Annotated in this window: 12 protein-coding genes and 1 pseudogene; 6 read left to right on the forward strand and 7 right to left on the reverse strand. The window is 48.6% G+C overall.

From position 1 onward, the window contains the following. The first annotated feature begins 118 nt into the window (after positions 1–118). On the forward strand, positions 119–3,751 hold the full coding sequence (locus H6F76_RS14345; RefSeq protein ID WP_190509165.1) for an NB-ARC domain-containing protein: 3,633 nt from the start codon (positions 119–121) through the stop codon (positions 3,749–3,751). Positions 3,752–3,795: 44 nt separating this feature from the next. Here the strand turns inward: H6F76_RS14345 and H6F76_RS14350 are convergent, their stop codons facing one another. Together H6F76_RS14350 and H6F76_RS14355 are read right to left on the reverse strand one after the other, a co-directional pair. Beyond that, positions 3,796–4,851, reverse strand: coding sequence for a transaldolase family protein (locus H6F76_RS14350; RefSeq protein WP_190509167.1), 1,056 nt, complete (start codon positions 4,849–4,851; stop codon positions 3,796–3,798). 386 nt (positions 4,852–5,237) lie between these two features. Then, positions 5,238–6,386 (reverse strand): hypothetical protein, encoded by a 1,149-nt coding sequence (locus tag H6F76_RS14355; protein WP_190509169.1) that lies wholly within the window; start codon positions 6,384–6,386, stop codon positions 5,238–5,240. Between the two features lie 318 nt (positions 6,387–6,704). Between H6F76_RS14355 and H6F76_RS14360 the strand changes: the two genes are divergently transcribed. The 4 genes from H6F76_RS14360 to msrA all read left to right on the forward strand — a co-directional run bounded on the left by H6F76_RS14360 (position 6,705) and on the right by msrA (position 11,079). Then, complete coding sequence (locus H6F76_RS14360) at positions 6,705–7,895, forward strand: GUN4 domain-containing protein (protein WP_190509170.1); 1,191 nt, start codon at positions 6,705–6,707, stop codon at positions 7,893–7,895. Positions 7,896–7,967: 72 nt separating this feature from the next. Continuing rightward, positions 7,968–9,533, forward strand: a complete 1,566-nt coding sequence (locus H6F76_RS14365; protein WP_190509172.1) for a hypothetical protein — start codon at positions 7,968–7,970, stop codon at positions 9,531–9,533. Positions 9,534–9,898: 365 nt separating this feature from the next. After that, on the forward strand, positions 9,899–10,522 hold the full coding sequence (locus H6F76_RS14370; RefSeq protein ID WP_190509175.1) for an NUDIX hydrolase: 624 nt from the start codon (positions 9,899–9,901) through the stop codon (positions 10,520–10,522). A gap of 101 nt (positions 10,523–10,623) precedes the next feature. Continuing rightward, entirely contained in the window at positions 10,624–11,079 is a 456-nt protein-coding gene (gene msrA / locus H6F76_RS14375) for a peptide-methionine (S)-S-oxide reductase MsrA (protein ID WP_190509177.1), read from the forward strand. A gap of 3 nt (positions 11,080–11,082) precedes the next feature. Here msrA and H6F76_RS14380 read toward each other — a convergent pair whose 3' ends face one another. Beyond that, positions 11,083–11,478, reverse strand: a complete 396-nt coding sequence (locus tag H6F76_RS14380) for a hypothetical protein (protein WP_190509179.1) — start codon at positions 11,476–11,478, stop codon at positions 11,083–11,085. 98 nt (positions 11,479–11,576) lie between these two features. Further along, positions 11,577–12,926 carry a guanitoxin biosynthesis MATE family efflux transporter GntT gene (gene gntT / locus H6F76_RS14385; RefSeq protein WP_347276030.1) on the reverse strand — a complete coding sequence of 450 codons (1,350 nt, stop codon included), beginning with the start codon at positions 12,924–12,926 and terminating at the stop codon, positions 11,577–11,579. Positions 12,927–13,016: 90 nt separating this feature from the next. On the opposite strand from gntT, the pseudogene H6F76_RS31525 reads away from it, so the two are divergent. Next, positions 13,017–13,489 (forward strand): annotated as a pseudogene (locus H6F76_RS31525) (Coq4 family protein); the annotation flags it as partial. A 115-nt stretch (positions 13,490–13,604) separates the two neighbouring features. On the opposite strand, the gene H6F76_RS14395 reads toward H6F76_RS31525, so the two are convergent. The 3 genes from H6F76_RS14395 to H6F76_RS14405 form a co-directional block, all read right to left on the reverse strand. Then, a complete protein-coding gene (locus H6F76_RS14395) occupies positions 13,605–13,982 on the reverse strand; it encodes a nuclear transport factor 2 family protein (protein ID WP_190509181.1) in 378 nt (125 codons plus the stop codon). A gap of 166 nt (positions 13,983–14,148) precedes the next feature. Continuing rightward, the gene (gene lepB / locus H6F76_RS30515) at positions 14,149–15,243 is read right to left on the reverse strand and encodes a signal peptidase I (protein WP_190509184.1); all 1,095 of its coding nucleotides are present in this window, start codon (positions 15,241–15,243) and stop codon (positions 14,149–14,151) included. Between the two features lie 205 nt (positions 15,244–15,448). Next, positions 15,449–15,829 (reverse strand): hypothetical protein, encoded by a 381-nt coding sequence (locus tag H6F76_RS14405; protein ID WP_190509186.1) that lies wholly within the window; start codon positions 15,827–15,829, stop codon positions 15,449–15,451. Between the last annotated feature and the right edge of the window lie 133 nt (positions 15,830–15,962).

The raw sequence follows: 15,962 nt of genomic DNA on the forward strand, positions 1-15,962 counted from the left end.
ATAAAATAAAATCATTTGCTGATTAGGCAATGCTTCCAAAATCCGTTAAGCTTTGATTGAAGAAATGCTTGGTATTTGAGGAAAGACTTACTCTGTCCTTTGCACCCTTAGCTGCTTTATGGATTCCAACCCATCAAAATCTGGACGGGGTCGATCGACTGGACGAGTGCGGGGAGTCATCCTCTCGCCTCAGGGGTGGCAGAAGTTTCAAACGGCAAAACAGCAGGTAGAAGCGAACGAAACCTGGGGTAAACACTTGACGCAGGAAGAACTGAGCGATCGCACCGGACTTTCGCTCAATACCCTGACTCGATTGTTCAAGCGCGAACAGGGGGTCGATCGCCAGTCGTTGGAGTATCTCTTTAAGACCTTTGGGCTGGAGTTAACAAAGGCAGACTTTACATCCCCGGTTGCAGCCAATGAAGCATCGGAAATTCGTCAAATAAATCCCCAACAGGACTGGGACACTGCGGTGGATGCCTCAGTGTTTTATGGGCACGAGGCAGATCTGGCGCAACTATGGCAGTGGATTGTGTCTGAGCGCTGTCGTGTCATTGGGCTATTGGGCATGGGCGGTATTGGCAAAAGTACGCTCGCAGTCAAAGCTGCACTTCAGATGCAAGCAGAGTTTGAAATCGTCATGTGGCGATCGCTTGCCAATGCGCCACCGCTAGATGAACTCCTGTCGAGCCTTTTGAGGTTTCTCATGCCGCTCTATGGGGAAGATCCCATCATTCCTACCACGCTCGATCAGCAGCTTTCCAAATTGATGCAATATCTGCGATCGCGTCGGTGTTTATTGCTTCTGGATAATGCTGAAACCATTCTGCACCGTGAGCAAGCAGGACAATGGCGATCGGGCTACGAAGGTTATGGACAGTGGCTCAGAACCATTGGCGAAACATCTCACCTCAGTTGTTTGCTGCTGACCAGCCGAGAAAAGCCACGCGAAATGGCGCTGATGGAAGATGAACGTGTGGTGCGAACGACTGGGCAACGCGCTTGTGCTTCGCTGCTTTTAGGTGGATTATCACCTGATGACGGACGCGCCATTATGCGGCAAAAAGGAGCGTTTACAGGCTCAGAAGCCGAATGGCAGACCTTGATCCATCACTACGGTGGTAATCCTCTAGCGTTGAAATTGGTAGCAGCCGCTACGCAGGATTTGTTTAACGGCAGTATTACAGAGGTGTTGCCGTATCTTAGTCAGGGCGTTGCTGTTTTTGAAGACATCTGCGATTTGCTCGATCGTCAGTTCAATCGCCTCTCTGAAGCTGAACAGAAAACACTGTGCTGGTTTGCGATTTTGCGAGAGCCAGTCCCGATCGCAGATATTCGAGCGAACGTGGTTGATTCTGTGGCTCAACAAAGTGTCCCTAATTTAATCAATTCACTACTGAGGCGATCGCTCATTGAAAAGACTGATGGCTTATTCTTCTTGCAACCTGTGGTGATGGAATATGTCACAGAGCGCTTTGTACAGAAACTTTGCATCGAGTTTGAGACGCAGCAGCTTAGTGTTTGGCAAACCCATCCCTTATTGCGAGTTCAAGCAAAAGATTATATTCGAGAGATTCAGACGCGCTTAGTTGTACAACCGGTGATGGAACGATTGCTGTCTCGCTTTGGCAGTGTGACAGCGATCGAGGCACAAGCTAGGCACTTATTGATACAACAGGGAAAAAAGCCAGGATATGTAGCAGGCAATTTGATTAATCTGCTGGTGCAATTCCAAGTGGATTTGCGCGGTTCTGACTTTTCTAATCTTGTAGTGCAGCAAGCTGATTTCCGACAGGTCGATTTAACCGGGGTCAATTTTCAGAATGCTGACTTAGCGAATTCTCTCTTTTCAGAAACCCTCAATGTTGCGAGGTCGATCGACCTAAGTCCAGATGGCAAGACCATTGCCGTTGGTGATTCTAATGGCAACATCTATCTCTGGAACATTAGCACAGCCCAACTTCTAGAGACCTTTTCAGGGCACAAAGGCTGGGTTTGGTCGGTGAGTTTTAGTCCCGATGGCAAAACGTTAGTCAGCAGCAGTAGCGATGGTTCCATGCGCTTGTGGGATAGCCAGAGTGGGCGCTGCTTGCAGGTGCTGACAGACCATAAAGGCTGTGTTTGGTCAGTGAGTTTTAGTCCTGATGGTCAGCAATTCGCGAGTTGCAGCGATGACAAAACGGTGCGCGTATGGAATTTGCAAGGGCAGTGTCTCCGTGTCTTGAAAGGACACACCCAAAGTGTTTACGCCGTCCACTTCGCTCCGGATCAGCAAACCTTAGCTAGTGGCAGTAGTGATACAACCATTCGGATCTGGGATGTGAGCAATGGAAATTGCCTGAGTATCCTACAGGGGCATACCAGCGGTGTGCGGTGTGTGCGATACAGCCCAGATGGTCAACGGCTTGTCAGTGGATGCCGAGATGGGTCGATTCGATTGTGGAGTGGTTATTTCGCTAGCAATCGATCGTCAAAGCCCGCTTTCAAGTTGTTGCAGGGGCATGCCGATTTTGTTTGGAACATCGCCTTTAGCCCGGATGGTTGTTTCTTAGTGAGTGGTGGTCGCGATAGCACTCTGCGCGTTTGGAATGTGCAAGACGGGCAATCTGTTCATGTACTTGAGGGGCATACCCACGATGTTTATGGGCTTGCTATCAGTGCTGACAGTCAGTTGTTGGTCAGTACAGGAGAAGACCAAACAGTACGGCTGTGGCATTTACAGAGTGGACGAAACTTAAAAACGCTGCGTGGATACACAGGTGGGGTTCACTCTCTAAGCCTCAGTGCCGATGGTCAACTGCTTGCCAGTAGCGGTCAGAATGAAACGATTCAGGTGTGGCGTTTGCAGTTAGATCGCAATCTGTCGCAACTTCACCCACACAAAACGTGTCCCAGCCCGTCTCGCCGGATTTCATCATTCAGCAACGTCAGCTTTAGTCCAGATAATCAAACTCTCGCGATCAATCGACATGATGAGTCGATCGCTCTATGGAATATTCAAACTGGGCAACTCACTCAATGGTCAGCGCATAATGCATCCATCTGGACAGTGTTATTTAGTCCAGGAGGACAAATTTTAGCCAGCAGTAGTTATGATTGCACCGTGCGGCTATGGGATGTGCAAACGCATCACTGTTTGCAGGTATTAAGCGGACATGAGAGCGCTATTCGCGCGATCGCGTTTGACCCCAGTGGTCAACGGTTGGCAAGTGGCAGTTTTGATTTCACCATTCGCTTATGGGATGTGCAAACTGGAGCCTGTTTGAAAGTTTTGCAGAAACACACGGGAGCCGTTTTCGCACTAACATTTTCTCCCAACGGTCAACACTTGGTAAGCGGCAGCCATGACCAAACCATTCGCTTGTGGGACGTACAAACTGGAACCTGTTTAAAGGTTTTGCACGGGCATACAGGAGCTGTGTGGACGGTTGCCATAAGTCCAGATGGTCAAACTTTAGCAAGTGGCGGCGTTGATCAAACCATTCGGCTGTGGAATCTGCAAACAGGTCACTGCCTTCATGTCCTGGATGCACATAGCGGTTGGGTTCACTCAATTATCTTTAGCGCTGATGGTCAAATCTTGTTTAGTGGGAGTGACGATCGCACCACAAAGCTCTGGGACGTGAAAACAGGACGCTGTATCAACACGTTGACGGTCGATCGTCTCTATGAAGGTATGAAAATTCCAGGCACAACCGGGTTGACAGTGGCTCAAAAGTCTACCCTTAAAGCCTTAGGAGCAACTGACTAAAAGTTCGCCCTTGGCGGGCATTCCGTACCATTGGATGTCCAGACTCAACGCTTTCTCTTGTGCTCGATCGCGTCTAATAACTGATGGAAGTCTTTGAACGATCGCGCTATGTCCTCATTCGCAAAGTCAACTTGCTCATCTAAAGAAATTTTAGTCTGCGGTTCGTTTGCCGGAATTTGTTTAGCTCGTTTATTGCCAGTAAAACTTGTGGGCAGCAGAGAAACCTCACGATACATTTCTAGCATTGATGACGATAGCATTATCACCGTTCCAGGAACTACTAGCGTCTGAAGATAATGCCATGCGGATGCAGGTGAAATCTCTGTGTAATCCCACACTAAACGCAGTGGCTTTGCCCCTTTAGGAAGCGATCGCCAGCGTGCACTTTGACCGAGCTTGTGATAGTGCTCGTACAGCAGGTTGGCTTGCATCACGCCGCAAGATGTTTTTGAGTGAGCAATCAATGGATTGATCGCTGTGTCCAAATGACCCATTGGAACACTGGCAAAACAAGCAACCTCACCGACCGCTCCTCGCTGAATCAGTCTCTCTAGCCCCTTGAGATAGCGAGCGAATATCTGCTCATACACGATTGGGGAAGACACTAACGTTGCATTAACATTGATGCGATCGCTAATTAATTGTTCAATCACTGGCAGCATGATTTGAGTCGCTGGGATTCTCAGCAACAAATTGCTCCACCCAACTGACCGCCAAATTTTTTGCGCTGCGGCGATCGCTGTTTCGGGCTGAAGCAGCGCATCAGGGGGCAGATCCATTTGCACATAGCCACCGCGTCCCTGCGTCTGAGAATGAACTTGTTTCAGCAAATCAGCCGCTAATTGCAGATCTCGTACAATCAAATAGTCATAATTCGATCGTGCAGCCCGGCTCATCCCTTGCTGCGCTAATGCCGTGAAATCGCAATCGTACTCCTGCCCTTGAATAGCAAGTTTCAAACTTTCAAAGTTCGATCGGACACCCGTTAAACCATCCTCTTCAATGTACCGTTGTAACTCACCACGGCTAATCCAGCCTCGCTCAAACCCATTGAGCCAAACTGATTGTCCATCTTGACGGAGTAATTGCAACAGATTCATCGCTGACAACTTTTACGAACGATGTTCAAACGTTCACTAAACCAGTCTGCGAAATTGCTTCAATTTGTGCCACTCAAGATCTAGTAGTTAAGCGTCAACTTAAGCAAAGGGTTAGCTACACCTTGATCAATCTCCCCAAACTCCTATAGCGAAAGGATGAAGGATCAAGGATAAATAGAAGCCCTTACTCAAAGGAAGATTCAAGGTTTGTGTCTGTCCTAGCATTCTCTTCAACTGCTACATTTGGTCCACGTTCTGTAAAGCTTCTCAAACCTGTCCGTTGTTCCATAAATTGCCAGAGTCCATTTTGGATGAGAGTTTGATCCCCTGTGCATCACTTGAGCCGTGGTATCCTCTTTGGCAACCAGCCCCTTAACTCCACACATTTAGCGGGGGTTGGTAATACGGTTCCAGGCTTGAATAATCTGTTGGAGTTTGGGAGGCGTTTGATCCTGAACCATATCGACATACTGTGTGCTCTGTGTTGCTCCAGAAGCCGTAAGGGCGATCGTAAAGTAATCTGCCCCTTCGATCGATGCATAGTTAAAGCCTAGAAAGTCTGAAAATTCATTCTGCTGCAAGGTTGCGACAAACGCTTGCACTTCCTGTGATGTAAGTTGGCGGATTAACGTTGATGCCGCCGGGGTCTGTTGCCGCAGATCAATTCGCATCACTTTTCCATCTTTCATGAGCAATGTTTTGTAAGCTAGCCCTGCAATGCCGCCACTTGTCATTGATTGAAAGATGATATCTCCGGTGTTTGACCCGTCCATGCTTGGGTCGGGCTGCAAAAAGGTTGGTACCAACGTTCCTTTGCCGCTCGTAGTGGGATTTTGTTTGATTAATGTTGCTGTTTGATTCAGGTGATACACTCCATACTGCTGGGGTGCCGTGACAATGACCTGCCATCCAGGAATTAAAATCATCGTACACCCTGTTGTTGGATCGGCTACACCCAGGCAGCCATCCCAGCCGCGTGCTCGTGCGGCTGCAAGCTTAAGTTGGTTAACGGGAACGCCCATATCTTTAGCGGCGATCGCCAATACTTTTTGCTCGATCGCCCGGGGAAGAGAACTAGCGTTATTGGTGTTTTCCATCTGTAGATTGCGCCCCGTACGATCGGTGCGATAGAACCAGCGCTTAGCACCGTTGCTAACTTCGACTCGCCACCCACTAACCAGTGCTAGTCCACAAGTTGCTTCTGGTCGACCCAAGCCTAAACAGCTATCCGGCCAGGTTTCTTGGCTAAACGACACGACACGTAGCGTTTTAATTGACATCTGAAAGTCACGTGCATGAGCCCGCAAAACGGCAGTTTTTACTGAACCTGGTAAGCGAACTGCTGGCGCTGGGCGGGGTGGTGCTGTCCCCTTTTGTGTTGGCACAGGCTTTAGTGTTGGTACTGGTGGGCTGGCTTCAGTCTGAATTGGCTTTGCACTGAGACTTTGCATTCCGATCGTAAGGAGACTCAAAAGGGCGATCGTTGCGACACCGGGTTTGAGCCATTGAGCCATTTTTTGTGACGTGCTTTTCATACAAGCTCCAAAGAAGAACTAGATCAATCGTTTTAAGCTTTTCTTACCGTAACCAGGTCGAAGGGCTAACCCATTTGCGGTTGCAGAAATGCGAACAAGCTTTCAGACGATGGATTGCTCAGAACGGTTTCAAATTTAGGAACACTTCCCTGGCAAACCCGGCAGTGACGCTACTATCGGTTTACAGTCGGTCAGCCAAAAACCTTTAAGGAATTGCCCGATCGCCCGTTGAATTTAAGCCTGTCTGCTGCAAGTCTGTTTACTGCAAGTCTTTCTGCTGAACCGTCTTGCGATCGTCACTTTGTTTAAGTCAGCCCCATGAAACGCACTCTTACTCTTAGCTTTCTAGCCTGTTTGGTGGTTGGTAGCGCTGCTTCCTTGCTCTTCTTGCCGACACAAACACAGGTAGACAAGGTGGTTGCTGCCAGTCCGTCAATCACTTCTAAGCCTGTATCTAAGCCCAGACCAATTCGCGATGTTTTCTACCTGAGCGATCGCTTTGGCTTTCGTATTGTGGTTCCTAGTGGTTACACCATTGAACCCTTCGGAACTAAGTCAGCAACACCAGTTCCGTTAGACGTGTTGGAACTGTGGCAAAAAGCCGACTTTGTGAACCGCACGTCTTTGCCTGAAACGCCTCCTATCATTAGCATTGCCGTTTACAACAATGCTAAACGGTTGTCGCTTACCCAGTGGAAAGGCGAACTTAGCCGGAAGGACGATCGCCCCCTTACTGTCGCTGGGCAGGCTGCGATCGCCTATACATCCACCGGGCTTTACGAGTCTGATAATGTGCTCTTCAGCAGCCCCGATGGGCGGTATGTTTTTCGCTTAAAAGCAGGGTATGCCGATGCCAAAGCGCCGATCCGACAAACGTTCCAGGACGTTCTTGCCAGTTTTAGCTTTGATGTCAGTCCTGATTCCACTGCCTCAAAATGGCGGATCAACTACAGCCGTTTGCAACGTCTTTTAGCAGCAAAAGATTGGCAAGCAGCCGATATTGAGACGCGCGCAATTCTTCAACGGTTAGCCGGACCAAAAGGCGATTTACTGTACAGCAGCAAAGAAGTCTTGCCTCGCTTGCCGTTGGCAGACCTGAAAACCATTGATACGCTCTGGTCAAACGCTAGCGGTGGGCGCTTTGGCTTTAGTGCTCAACAACGGCTCTGGCAACAAGTGGCAAAAGGCTCCAAGAATGCCAAAGTACAAACAGAACGCTTTGCTCAAAGAGTGGGATGGCGCAGAACCCAGCCCTTGCCTCAAAACAATCCCGTTGGTATGGAGATCAGCGGCACCCTATGGCGCTTAGACACGGAACTGAATTACACAACAGCCGGACCACCGGGGCATTTTCCCTGGGCGGGTGTCTCCTCCTACGTGTTGACTAATTTGCTGAACGATCGCTCTCAAGGCTGTGGTAGCTGCACCATTGATGCCATGTACCTGTCTAACGATCGCTATGAAGCCTATTTGCCTGCGCTTTTTACCCGCTTGAAAGCCATTAAATAACATTAGGATCAAGAATAGCTATGACTGAGCAGCAAGAACGGCGCGATTCGCAAATATATAGGGTGGAAGACTATGAATTACAAAGTTTTGGCGATCGCTGCACTGGTCCTACTAGCAAACTCAGCTTGCACACTTTCCCTCAAGCCCTTACAAAGCGCCAACATTGATCCACAGGCTATCTATGAACAAAATACAGGAAAACGCATTACTCAAGCAAAGGTGCTAGCTCAGGTTGCTGTGGGCTATAGAAAGCTTGGACAGCAGGATATGGCTGCGAAGCTACTGTCTCCAGCCATGCAAACCGCCAAAGTCAACTCATCTATTCACTATCAGGCTGAAATGTGGGGTGAGGTTGGTGCCAGTTATGTGAAGATGGGTCAATACGACCAGGCACTTCAAGTCGCGAAATTACTGGCAACGCAGAAGTATCAGGATAACATAAACGGGCTACCTGCTTTAGATCGAATGATCAGGGAGTTAGTAGCCGCGAAACAACTTGATAAAGCCACTCAAGTGGCTCGACTAATTTCATCTTCTTCAACTTCACATGTAGTTGATGTGGGAGAAGAATATGAAATTAGCCAACCGATGGCACTCACCAGACTTGCAGGTGAATACACGAAGGCAGGACAAAGGGAGAAGGCGTTGCAGGTATTGGATCAAGCCCGTCAACAGAGGACTGATCTTGCTGCGATCGCCCTTGCCTATGCAGCAGTCGGACAGCAAAACCAAGCCTTGCAGTTTTTGTCCCAAGCCACTCGGATCGATACCGACGAACATACCTCCCTCTATAGCAATGACTTTATCAAAGCGGCTGTTGCCTATGCAGCAATGGGACAAAAGGACCAAGCCTTGCAGCTTCTTGCTCAAATCAAAGAGAAGGTGAAGCAACAAGAAGCGTCTAATCCGATGGGACGTCACTCTAGACACAGTGTCATGATGGAAATTGCGGTTGGCTATGCTGAAATTGGAGAGTATAAGCAAGCCCTTCAGATCGCCAAAACCATTCAACCCCCCTATGATCTCGCTGAGGAAGCGGGTAGAACCCCGGGCGGGCTGATTAGTGGCAGCACTAGCAATGAAGTCTTTACCCAGCTTGCGGGTCGGTTTGCGGAAGCCAAGCAATACAACCTGGCACTTCAAGCTATCCAAGAGATTAAATGGGCAGGGAACATATCAATAGCTAGGGCTAAACTCGCCGTTGAGTATGCCAGGGCAAAACAGTATGACCAGGCGTTTCAGCTGCTGCGCCAATTTAAACAACTTACCGTCTACGGAGCATATACTCAAGTGGTTGAGACAGTGGTACAAGCGGAGCGGGGAGATAGGGCTGTCCAGCTACTGACTCAAGCGCTTGAAGTCGCCAATACTCCAGACAAACCGCCGATTGTTAGAGATGCGAGGAAAGACCTTGCTTTGGCGGCGATCGCCAATGGGTATGCCGAAATCGGGCAAAGGGAACAAGCCGAGCCCTTACTGGCACAAGCCCGTCAGATTGCGGCACAAATCCAGGGCGATGCCGAAAAGGCAGTGGCCTTAGCGACGATCGCCAGCGGGTATGCAGAAATTGGGCAACAGGAACAAGCTGGGCTACTGCTGGCACAAGCTCGCCAAATTGGTGAAGGAATTAATCGCTAACGAACCATAAAGGCTGTGATCAATCTGGCTTAATTTATCCAGTAGGGAAGACTCCTCGTGTACAGTGACTTTTTAGTTGTCATGGAGACACATTAGTGTTGTTAAAGCAGCAAAACCTGGCTTACTTTGCTGCCGGAAGTGAACGGGGTAAGCTAATGACCTGCTGCTAGCTCATTGAGCAAAACTCTCCCAATCCTGCCACAGAGAGGGTTTTATCTGACGACATGAATCTGCTCGATGCCATTTAATTTGGCACTGTACAAATAATCAGGCACCCTCAATGCAGGTACTTGTTTCAGTTAATAGTATTTAACTGAGAATAATGGTTGTATGTCACCAAAGAACGTCCTGTAGGGAGAGTAACAATGGCTGTGAAGTGGCTGGAGTGGGCACAGAAACTACAGGCGATCGCGCAGACGGGGCTTGCTTACAGTGAAAACCCGTTTGACATCGATCGCTTCCAACAGGTGCAGCAAGTGGCGGCTGAAATGATGGCAACAAGCTCTCACCTTGAAGCAGCCGAGATCCTCGACCTCTTTAAACAAGAGACTGGCTATGCAACCCCTAAAGTCGATGTCCGAGGTGCCGTGTTTCAGAATGACAAAATTCTACTCGTCAAGGAGCGGTTTGATGGTTTATGGACGCTACCAGGTGGTTATGTGGATGTAGGAGAACCACCAAGCCAAGCCGTTGAACGAGAGGTTTATGAAGAATCAGGTTATCAAACACGGGCTGTAAAGTTGATAGCACTGTACGATCGCGACCATCCGCGTCACCAGCATCCACCCTTTGAATACCACGTCTACAAGCTGTTTTTTCTGTGCGAGTTGATCAGTGGCTCACCCGTGAATAGCATTGAAACAGAAGACGCAACCTTTTTTGCAGAAGCCGAAATTCCAGCTTTATCAGTATCGCGTGTGGTGCCAAGTCAGATTACTCGCTTATTTGAGCATTATCGTCATCCAGACTGGCAAACTGATTTTGATTAATCGTCAGGAAGGTTAACTGAGCGCTGTACCATTTGCAACACTACCCTGCAACAACGTACAAACTCATGGTCAAAATTTAAGGTGCAACTGAGGATAGCAAGATGAAAGCGACGTTTGGAGCTGGATGTTTTTGGGGAGTCGAAGCGGCTTTTCAGGCAGCGAAGGGTGTTGTCTCCACTTCTGTAGGCTATATGGGCGGACACTTTGAAAACCCCAGCTATCTAGATGTGCTGTCTCGCATTACGGGTCACGCTGAAGTGTGTCAGGTGATTTATGATCCTGCCCTTGTCCGTTATGAGGACTTGCTCAACACGTTCTGGCGTATTCACGACCCAACCAGTTTGAACCGGCAGGGTGCAGACCGGGGAGAACAATATCGCTCCGTGATTTTCTACCACACACCGCAACAAGCAGACATTGCCAGACGTTCTAAAGAGCAACTAGAACGCTCTGGCAAGTACAACCAATCGATCGTCACGCTCATTCAACCAGCATCCAACTATTGGTTAGCAACGGAAGATCACCAACAGTATTTCGAGAAGAAACAGTGCCGTTAAACGCTACGAAGCTGTCTGCTCGGCTTTGTGCTCGTAATAGTTAGAGATATGCTCGTACACGTGGTCGGGAAACTTCAACTCCCGGTAAACGTTGCAGGTATCAGGATCGTCTGGGTTTGGGCAAATGGGAAAATCTTGCTGCTGCTGCCACTCCAGAATGCGATCGCGTTTCGGTGGGTTATAGTCTTTCCCCTCCACCTGCAACACTAACGCTTTTGCCTCAGCTTCACTGATATCTTTGTCTTTCTGCAACCACTCAATTAATTCCGCTTCTTCAAGAAAATGGTGAGCTACCATTGCAAACGTGAGCCGTCCATAGTGCCCAATATCGGTTCCCTTCTCTAGAGCATCTAATAGATATGCCATCATCTCGCTCTTTCGTAATTCTTGCAGCGCCATTGAGACTACTCCTGGTCTTACAACATCGTTCTTTTCTGTTGTAGAATCCGGTGCAAAAACTGCCCTCCATCGAAAGGCTTGTTATAGTTCTAATGTACTTAATCAGCTTCAGTTGCTTCAGTTTTATAGTGGTGATGCAACCAGCGCCATCCTAGAGCTAACGCTCGCACTGCCATGAAGAGCGTAAGTGCTAACCAGAGCCAATGATTGTTGTGGCGATACCAGGCAACGATCGCGCTCGGCATGAATCCAAGTAGCACGGCTTGCAGTGTCGCCTGCCGCAAAATCCGTCCTTCGGTCAGCCCTAGAAAATAGCCATCGAACATATACGCAAGGGAGCCAAAACCCAGCACCGGGAGCAGCCAAGCCACGTATTGCTTCAGGTAATGTAGCACCTGGATGTGAGAGGTGAGCCGCCCAAACAAGGGATCAGGGTAGCCGACGACCGCGATCGCAAACAGCACACCAATGCAGAGGCTCAACCCGCCCGCGATAAGCACCAGTTGTTTCAGTTGGCGCACGTTGCCTTGACCCCAAAAGAGTCCTGCTAGGCTTTCAGTGGCAAAGGCAATGCCATCAATAAAGTAGGCTGCCAGCGTTACCACCTGCATCAAAAGCGCATTGGCAGTGAGAGGCACGGTGCCAAAAGCAGAGCCAAGATTGGTGAAAACGGCAAAGGTAGAGATGAGTGCAAAGGTGCGGATCAGGATGTCTCGGTTGAGCACCCAGACTGTGGTTAAAGCTGATGCATCCCATAGTTGCTGAGTGTTGACCCGCATCTGTTTGGGCTGCACTTCCTGGATGAGCATAACTAGACCCACCAATAGCATGAGATATTGACTCAGTGCCGTGGCGAGCCCGGCTCCAGCACTTGCCCAATCGAGACGCACAATGAACCAATAATCCAGCGCGACATTCGCACCACTGTTAACGGCAGCGAGGATAAGGACACGATCGCTCTGAGACCGTCCGAGCAGCCACCCGATGATGACAAAGTTGATCAGCGTAGCAGGCGCACCCCAAATCAGAGTGTTGTAGAATGCCTCGCCTGCGGTGGCTACCTCGGTTGTGGCACTGAGCATGGCAAAGCCGATCTGTCGCAGGGGCACTTGCAGGATGACGATCGCCACACCCAATAGCAACGCCAAAATGCCATGCCGCAGACCAATTAAAAACGCTTCTTCCTCATCGCCGCGCCCGATTGCCTGTGCTGTCATGCCTGTTGTACTCATCCGCAGAAAGCCAAATGTCCAGTACAGGTAGTTGAACACGACCGTTGCCAAGGCGACACCTGCGAGATGCCGGATGTCGGCCAGGTGCCCCAGAAAGGCGACACTCAGTAGCCCCGCGATCGGCACCATCACATTTGAGAGAATGTTAATGGCGGTCAGTTTGAGGAACTGCCGTAGAAACGTAGGTGGTTGGAGGGTGAACAAGGGCTGACGCACGCTAATGTTTTTAAGTCCGCTTCTGTTTGTTTCGCCGTATGGTTCGTGTAAGAGCGCCCGCTTTAGATCATGCTGCCCTGGTTGAACTGCGATCGCTACATTCCTCCTGCCCATGATCTTGAAACTCTCCTCACTTATCCTCCCGATTCTCTGGGGTACATTGACGCAACCCAGATGAAGAAAACGGGGTTTGAGCCCAACCTCCATGTTGGGGTGATGGCAGCATCTGATGCCCATTACATCGAGCTGCAACTGAGCCAGACCCACGACCTCTAGCACGTTGTGACAGGCTTTGACACCTCTGAGATTAGTGAAATTGGCTTACAGGCATTCCATTTGCCGCAGTTTCCCTATTCGCTGGCAACCAGGTTAGTTGCTAATAGTTTGCTCGCCAGCACACTGATGAAGCTAGAAATGTTGCCTGAATTGCTGGCAGCGATCGCACAGGGATTTCAAATGGGCAAAACTGCCAAATCACTCTTTGCCCAGAAGTGGGAGGAGGGTTGGGAAAAACCCTGACGCAATGGCAGGCAGAGTTAAAGATTCAGCCAGTTCGAGCATAGGCAGACGAGCGACTGAATGGGCGAATTACACAACATCATCCAGCCTTCTACCCTCTCCTAGCCATACAGTGGAACGAATATTGTGCTTCCAACTTCAAGCACCTTATCAGTAATTTCAAAGTTCAGATGATGGAAGTGGACAGACTTCCATCGCTTGAATCAAGCCATGCTCAATAGTAAAATGGTGACCAACGTGCTCATCAGCAAGCACGGCTCCGGCTAGATCGCGCACGACCTGATGCACCTCGACCAAGACTTGCCCAGCGTTCTCTGGGTAAAAGGCAAGCGGTTCGACGTGTGGATTAATCTCACTCCACTGCTCTGTCCAGTAAGCGCGGACTGCCTCAGACCCACGGACAAAACCGCCTTTGAACGCCCTTGGCCAAGCTACATCGGGAGCCATAAGGGAAAGGGCGGCATCAATGTCACGCGCGTTGAAGGCCGCATACGCTGTGCGTAGCAGTTCGCTTTCTGGTACAGGATGATTTGGCATATTACTTCAAGATAAAAGGTCGTGCGCAAGCTGCCGAACGACTTGGTTCAGCGGCTATAAGTAAGATTGAAACGAAGCGTAGAATATCTCATTCATCCACTGCAACTGAATTGTTTGACTGCTGACCATAACAGTTAGCTACCCTACTCGATTGAGCTTTAGCATTTCATTTTCCTACAAGTGAACCAGCGCGATCAAAAGGATAAAACCGCTGAGTTGCTTTTCCAATGATATTCTCGCGCGGCACGAAGCCCCAATAGTGGCTATCATAACTGTTGTTTCGGTTGTCACCTAGAACAAAGTAAGAGTTTGGCGGAATTATTGCTGGTCCCCATTTGTACTGAGGCTTATCGCTGATATAAGTTTCAGTCATTGGCTGGTCATTGATATATACCTGTCCGTCCTTGACTTGGACTTTATCACCGGGTAGACCAATGATGCGTTTAATAAAGGCATCGTGAAAGTTCTGCTTCTGTAAAGTCTGTGTCGGCGAAAAGACAACGATTTCACCTCGTTTTGGTCGACGAAATCGATAAGCCAGCTTGTCAATTACGAGTCGATCGTTTATTTGCAAAGTGGGCAGCATCGCACCCGACGGAATGTATCGTGTTTCCGCTACAAACTGTCGAGTTGCAGCCGCTAAAATTGTACTAAGTACAACTGAAATACCAACAAATCCTGCAATAAACAGCATAATTGTTCGTTGCGATTGCTCTCGGCGCCCAGGCGCAGCATTATAGACATGGTAAAGAACAATCAAAATTAATATAATCTGCAACAAATTTGCAATTAGAGCAATTACCGAATTCTTTGATACTGCTACAACAGCAATTGCGATGAAAGTAATAAAAAAAAGAGTACTAGGTAACCACTGCTTAAGATAAGCATGTCCTAATCCAGGGATGAAACTAGATAAAAAGACAGCTAACCAAGCATCTTTACTTTGCTTCCGAGTTGATTCAAATCTCAGAGAATTTGCACTTCTTGCTGATTGATGAGCATCAAACAGGTTCCAAATTGGCAAAACTAGCAATGCTGCCGTCAAAACTGCAATTCCGATTAGAGGATTATTAATAGAACCAAGGATGAGCCAACCTCCAATGCCAATCAAGAGAAGATGGCTCAACAAAATAATATATCCCTTGAGCCGCTTACCAGCATAAATCTGCCCAATACCTGGCAAAAGTCGAGATAAATTAACAGCAAGCCATGGTTCTTTACGACTTGTTTCTTTAGCTGAATGCTGCTCAGATGGATACATAGACTGACACAACCTTAAAACTGAATTAATAGTAGAGGGAAGAGGTAGCCTTACCCAAATTCGACACCTTAATTTAATGAAGCAGGCGAACGCTGTCCAACACTCGCTGTAGAATCTTCTCGACCTCAACAGATAAACCTTTGACGATCGCTGTACAAGGGCATTGTGAGGCAGCAATTTTATAAAGATGATTCATCCATCGAAGTTATTGCAAATTAGCTTTTCTTTGGCAGGAGAAGTAACGATTTAGCTCTTTACTACTGACCATATAAACGGCAATAGCAGCACTGAGAATAGCCATAACCAAACTTCCAACAATCAGGGCAGCAGGAAGCTTTGAACTCAGTGCAAGAACGATTGTGATCAAACTAACGACTAGTAAACTACAGATGCCTACCAGAAGCCATTTTGCCCATTTCTTTCCCTGGATGACGAAGTACATCACGCCAATGGTTAGTAAGATCCGACCGATCGCCCAGCGATCTTGTGCTGCAATGACTAAGGCAACATCTAGAATGCAGAGCAGCAGAAACATCGCGAGTAACCTGTTGCGAGCTTTCAATGCAGATTGATCGGGTTGAATCATGGGTCTATCAATGAGGCAGAGACATTAATACTTACTGTATGACACTTGCACTCAGCGAGACAGCCTCACGTTCCGGTTGAGCGGCTGCCAACAATCTCTGCATTCACACCGGGGACTTTCGGCAGTTCGCTCC

Origin of the sequence: Leptolyngbya sp. FACHB-321, from assembly GCF_014695975.1 — a bacterium.
Taxonomy (GTDB): Bacteria; Cyanobacteriota; Cyanobacteriia; order Leptolyngbyales; family Leptolyngbyaceae; genus Stenomitos.

Excerpts from the sequence above, each read along its gene's own strand:
- msrA (WP_190509177.1), top strand. The coding sequence starts at position 10,624 with ATGAAAGCGACGTTTGGAGCTGGATGTTTTTGGGGAGTCGAAGCGGCT.
- lepB (WP_190509184.1), bottom strand. The coding sequence starts at position 15,243 with ATGTATCCATCTGAGCAGCATTCAGCTAAAGAAACAAGTCGTAAAGAA.
- H6F76_RS14405 (WP_190509186.1), bottom strand. The coding sequence starts at position 15,829 with ATGATTCAACCCGATCAATCTGCATTGAAAGCTCGCAACAGGTTACTC.
- H6F76_RS14355 (WP_190509169.1), bottom strand. The coding sequence starts at position 6,386 with ATGAAAAGCACGTCACAAAAAATGGCTCAATGGCTCAAACCCGGTGTC.
- H6F76_RS14360 (WP_190509170.1), top strand. The coding sequence starts at position 6,705 with ATGAAACGCACTCTTACTCTTAGCTTTCTAGCCTGTTTGGTGGTTGGT.
- H6F76_RS14350 (WP_190509167.1), bottom strand. The coding sequence starts at position 4,851 with ATGAATCTGTTGCAATTACTCCGTCAAGATGGACAATCAGTTTGGCTC.
- H6F76_RS14395 (WP_190509181.1), bottom strand. The coding sequence starts at position 13,982 with ATGCCAAATCATCCTGTACCAGAAAGCGAACTGCTACGCACAGCGTAT.
- H6F76_RS14370 (WP_190509175.1), top strand. The coding sequence starts at position 9,899 with ATGGCTGTGAAGTGGCTGGAGTGGGCACAGAAACTACAGGCGATCGCG.
- H6F76_RS14380 (WP_190509179.1), bottom strand. The coding sequence starts at position 11,478 with ATGGCGCTGCAAGAATTACGAAAGAGCGAGATGATGGCATATCTATTA.
- H6F76_RS14345 (WP_190509165.1), top strand. The coding sequence starts at position 119 with ATGGATTCCAACCCATCAAAATCTGGACGGGGTCGATCGACTGGACGA.
- H6F76_RS14365 (WP_190509172.1), top strand. The coding sequence starts at position 7,968 with ATGAATTACAAAGTTTTGGCGATCGCTGCACTGGTCCTACTAGCAAAC.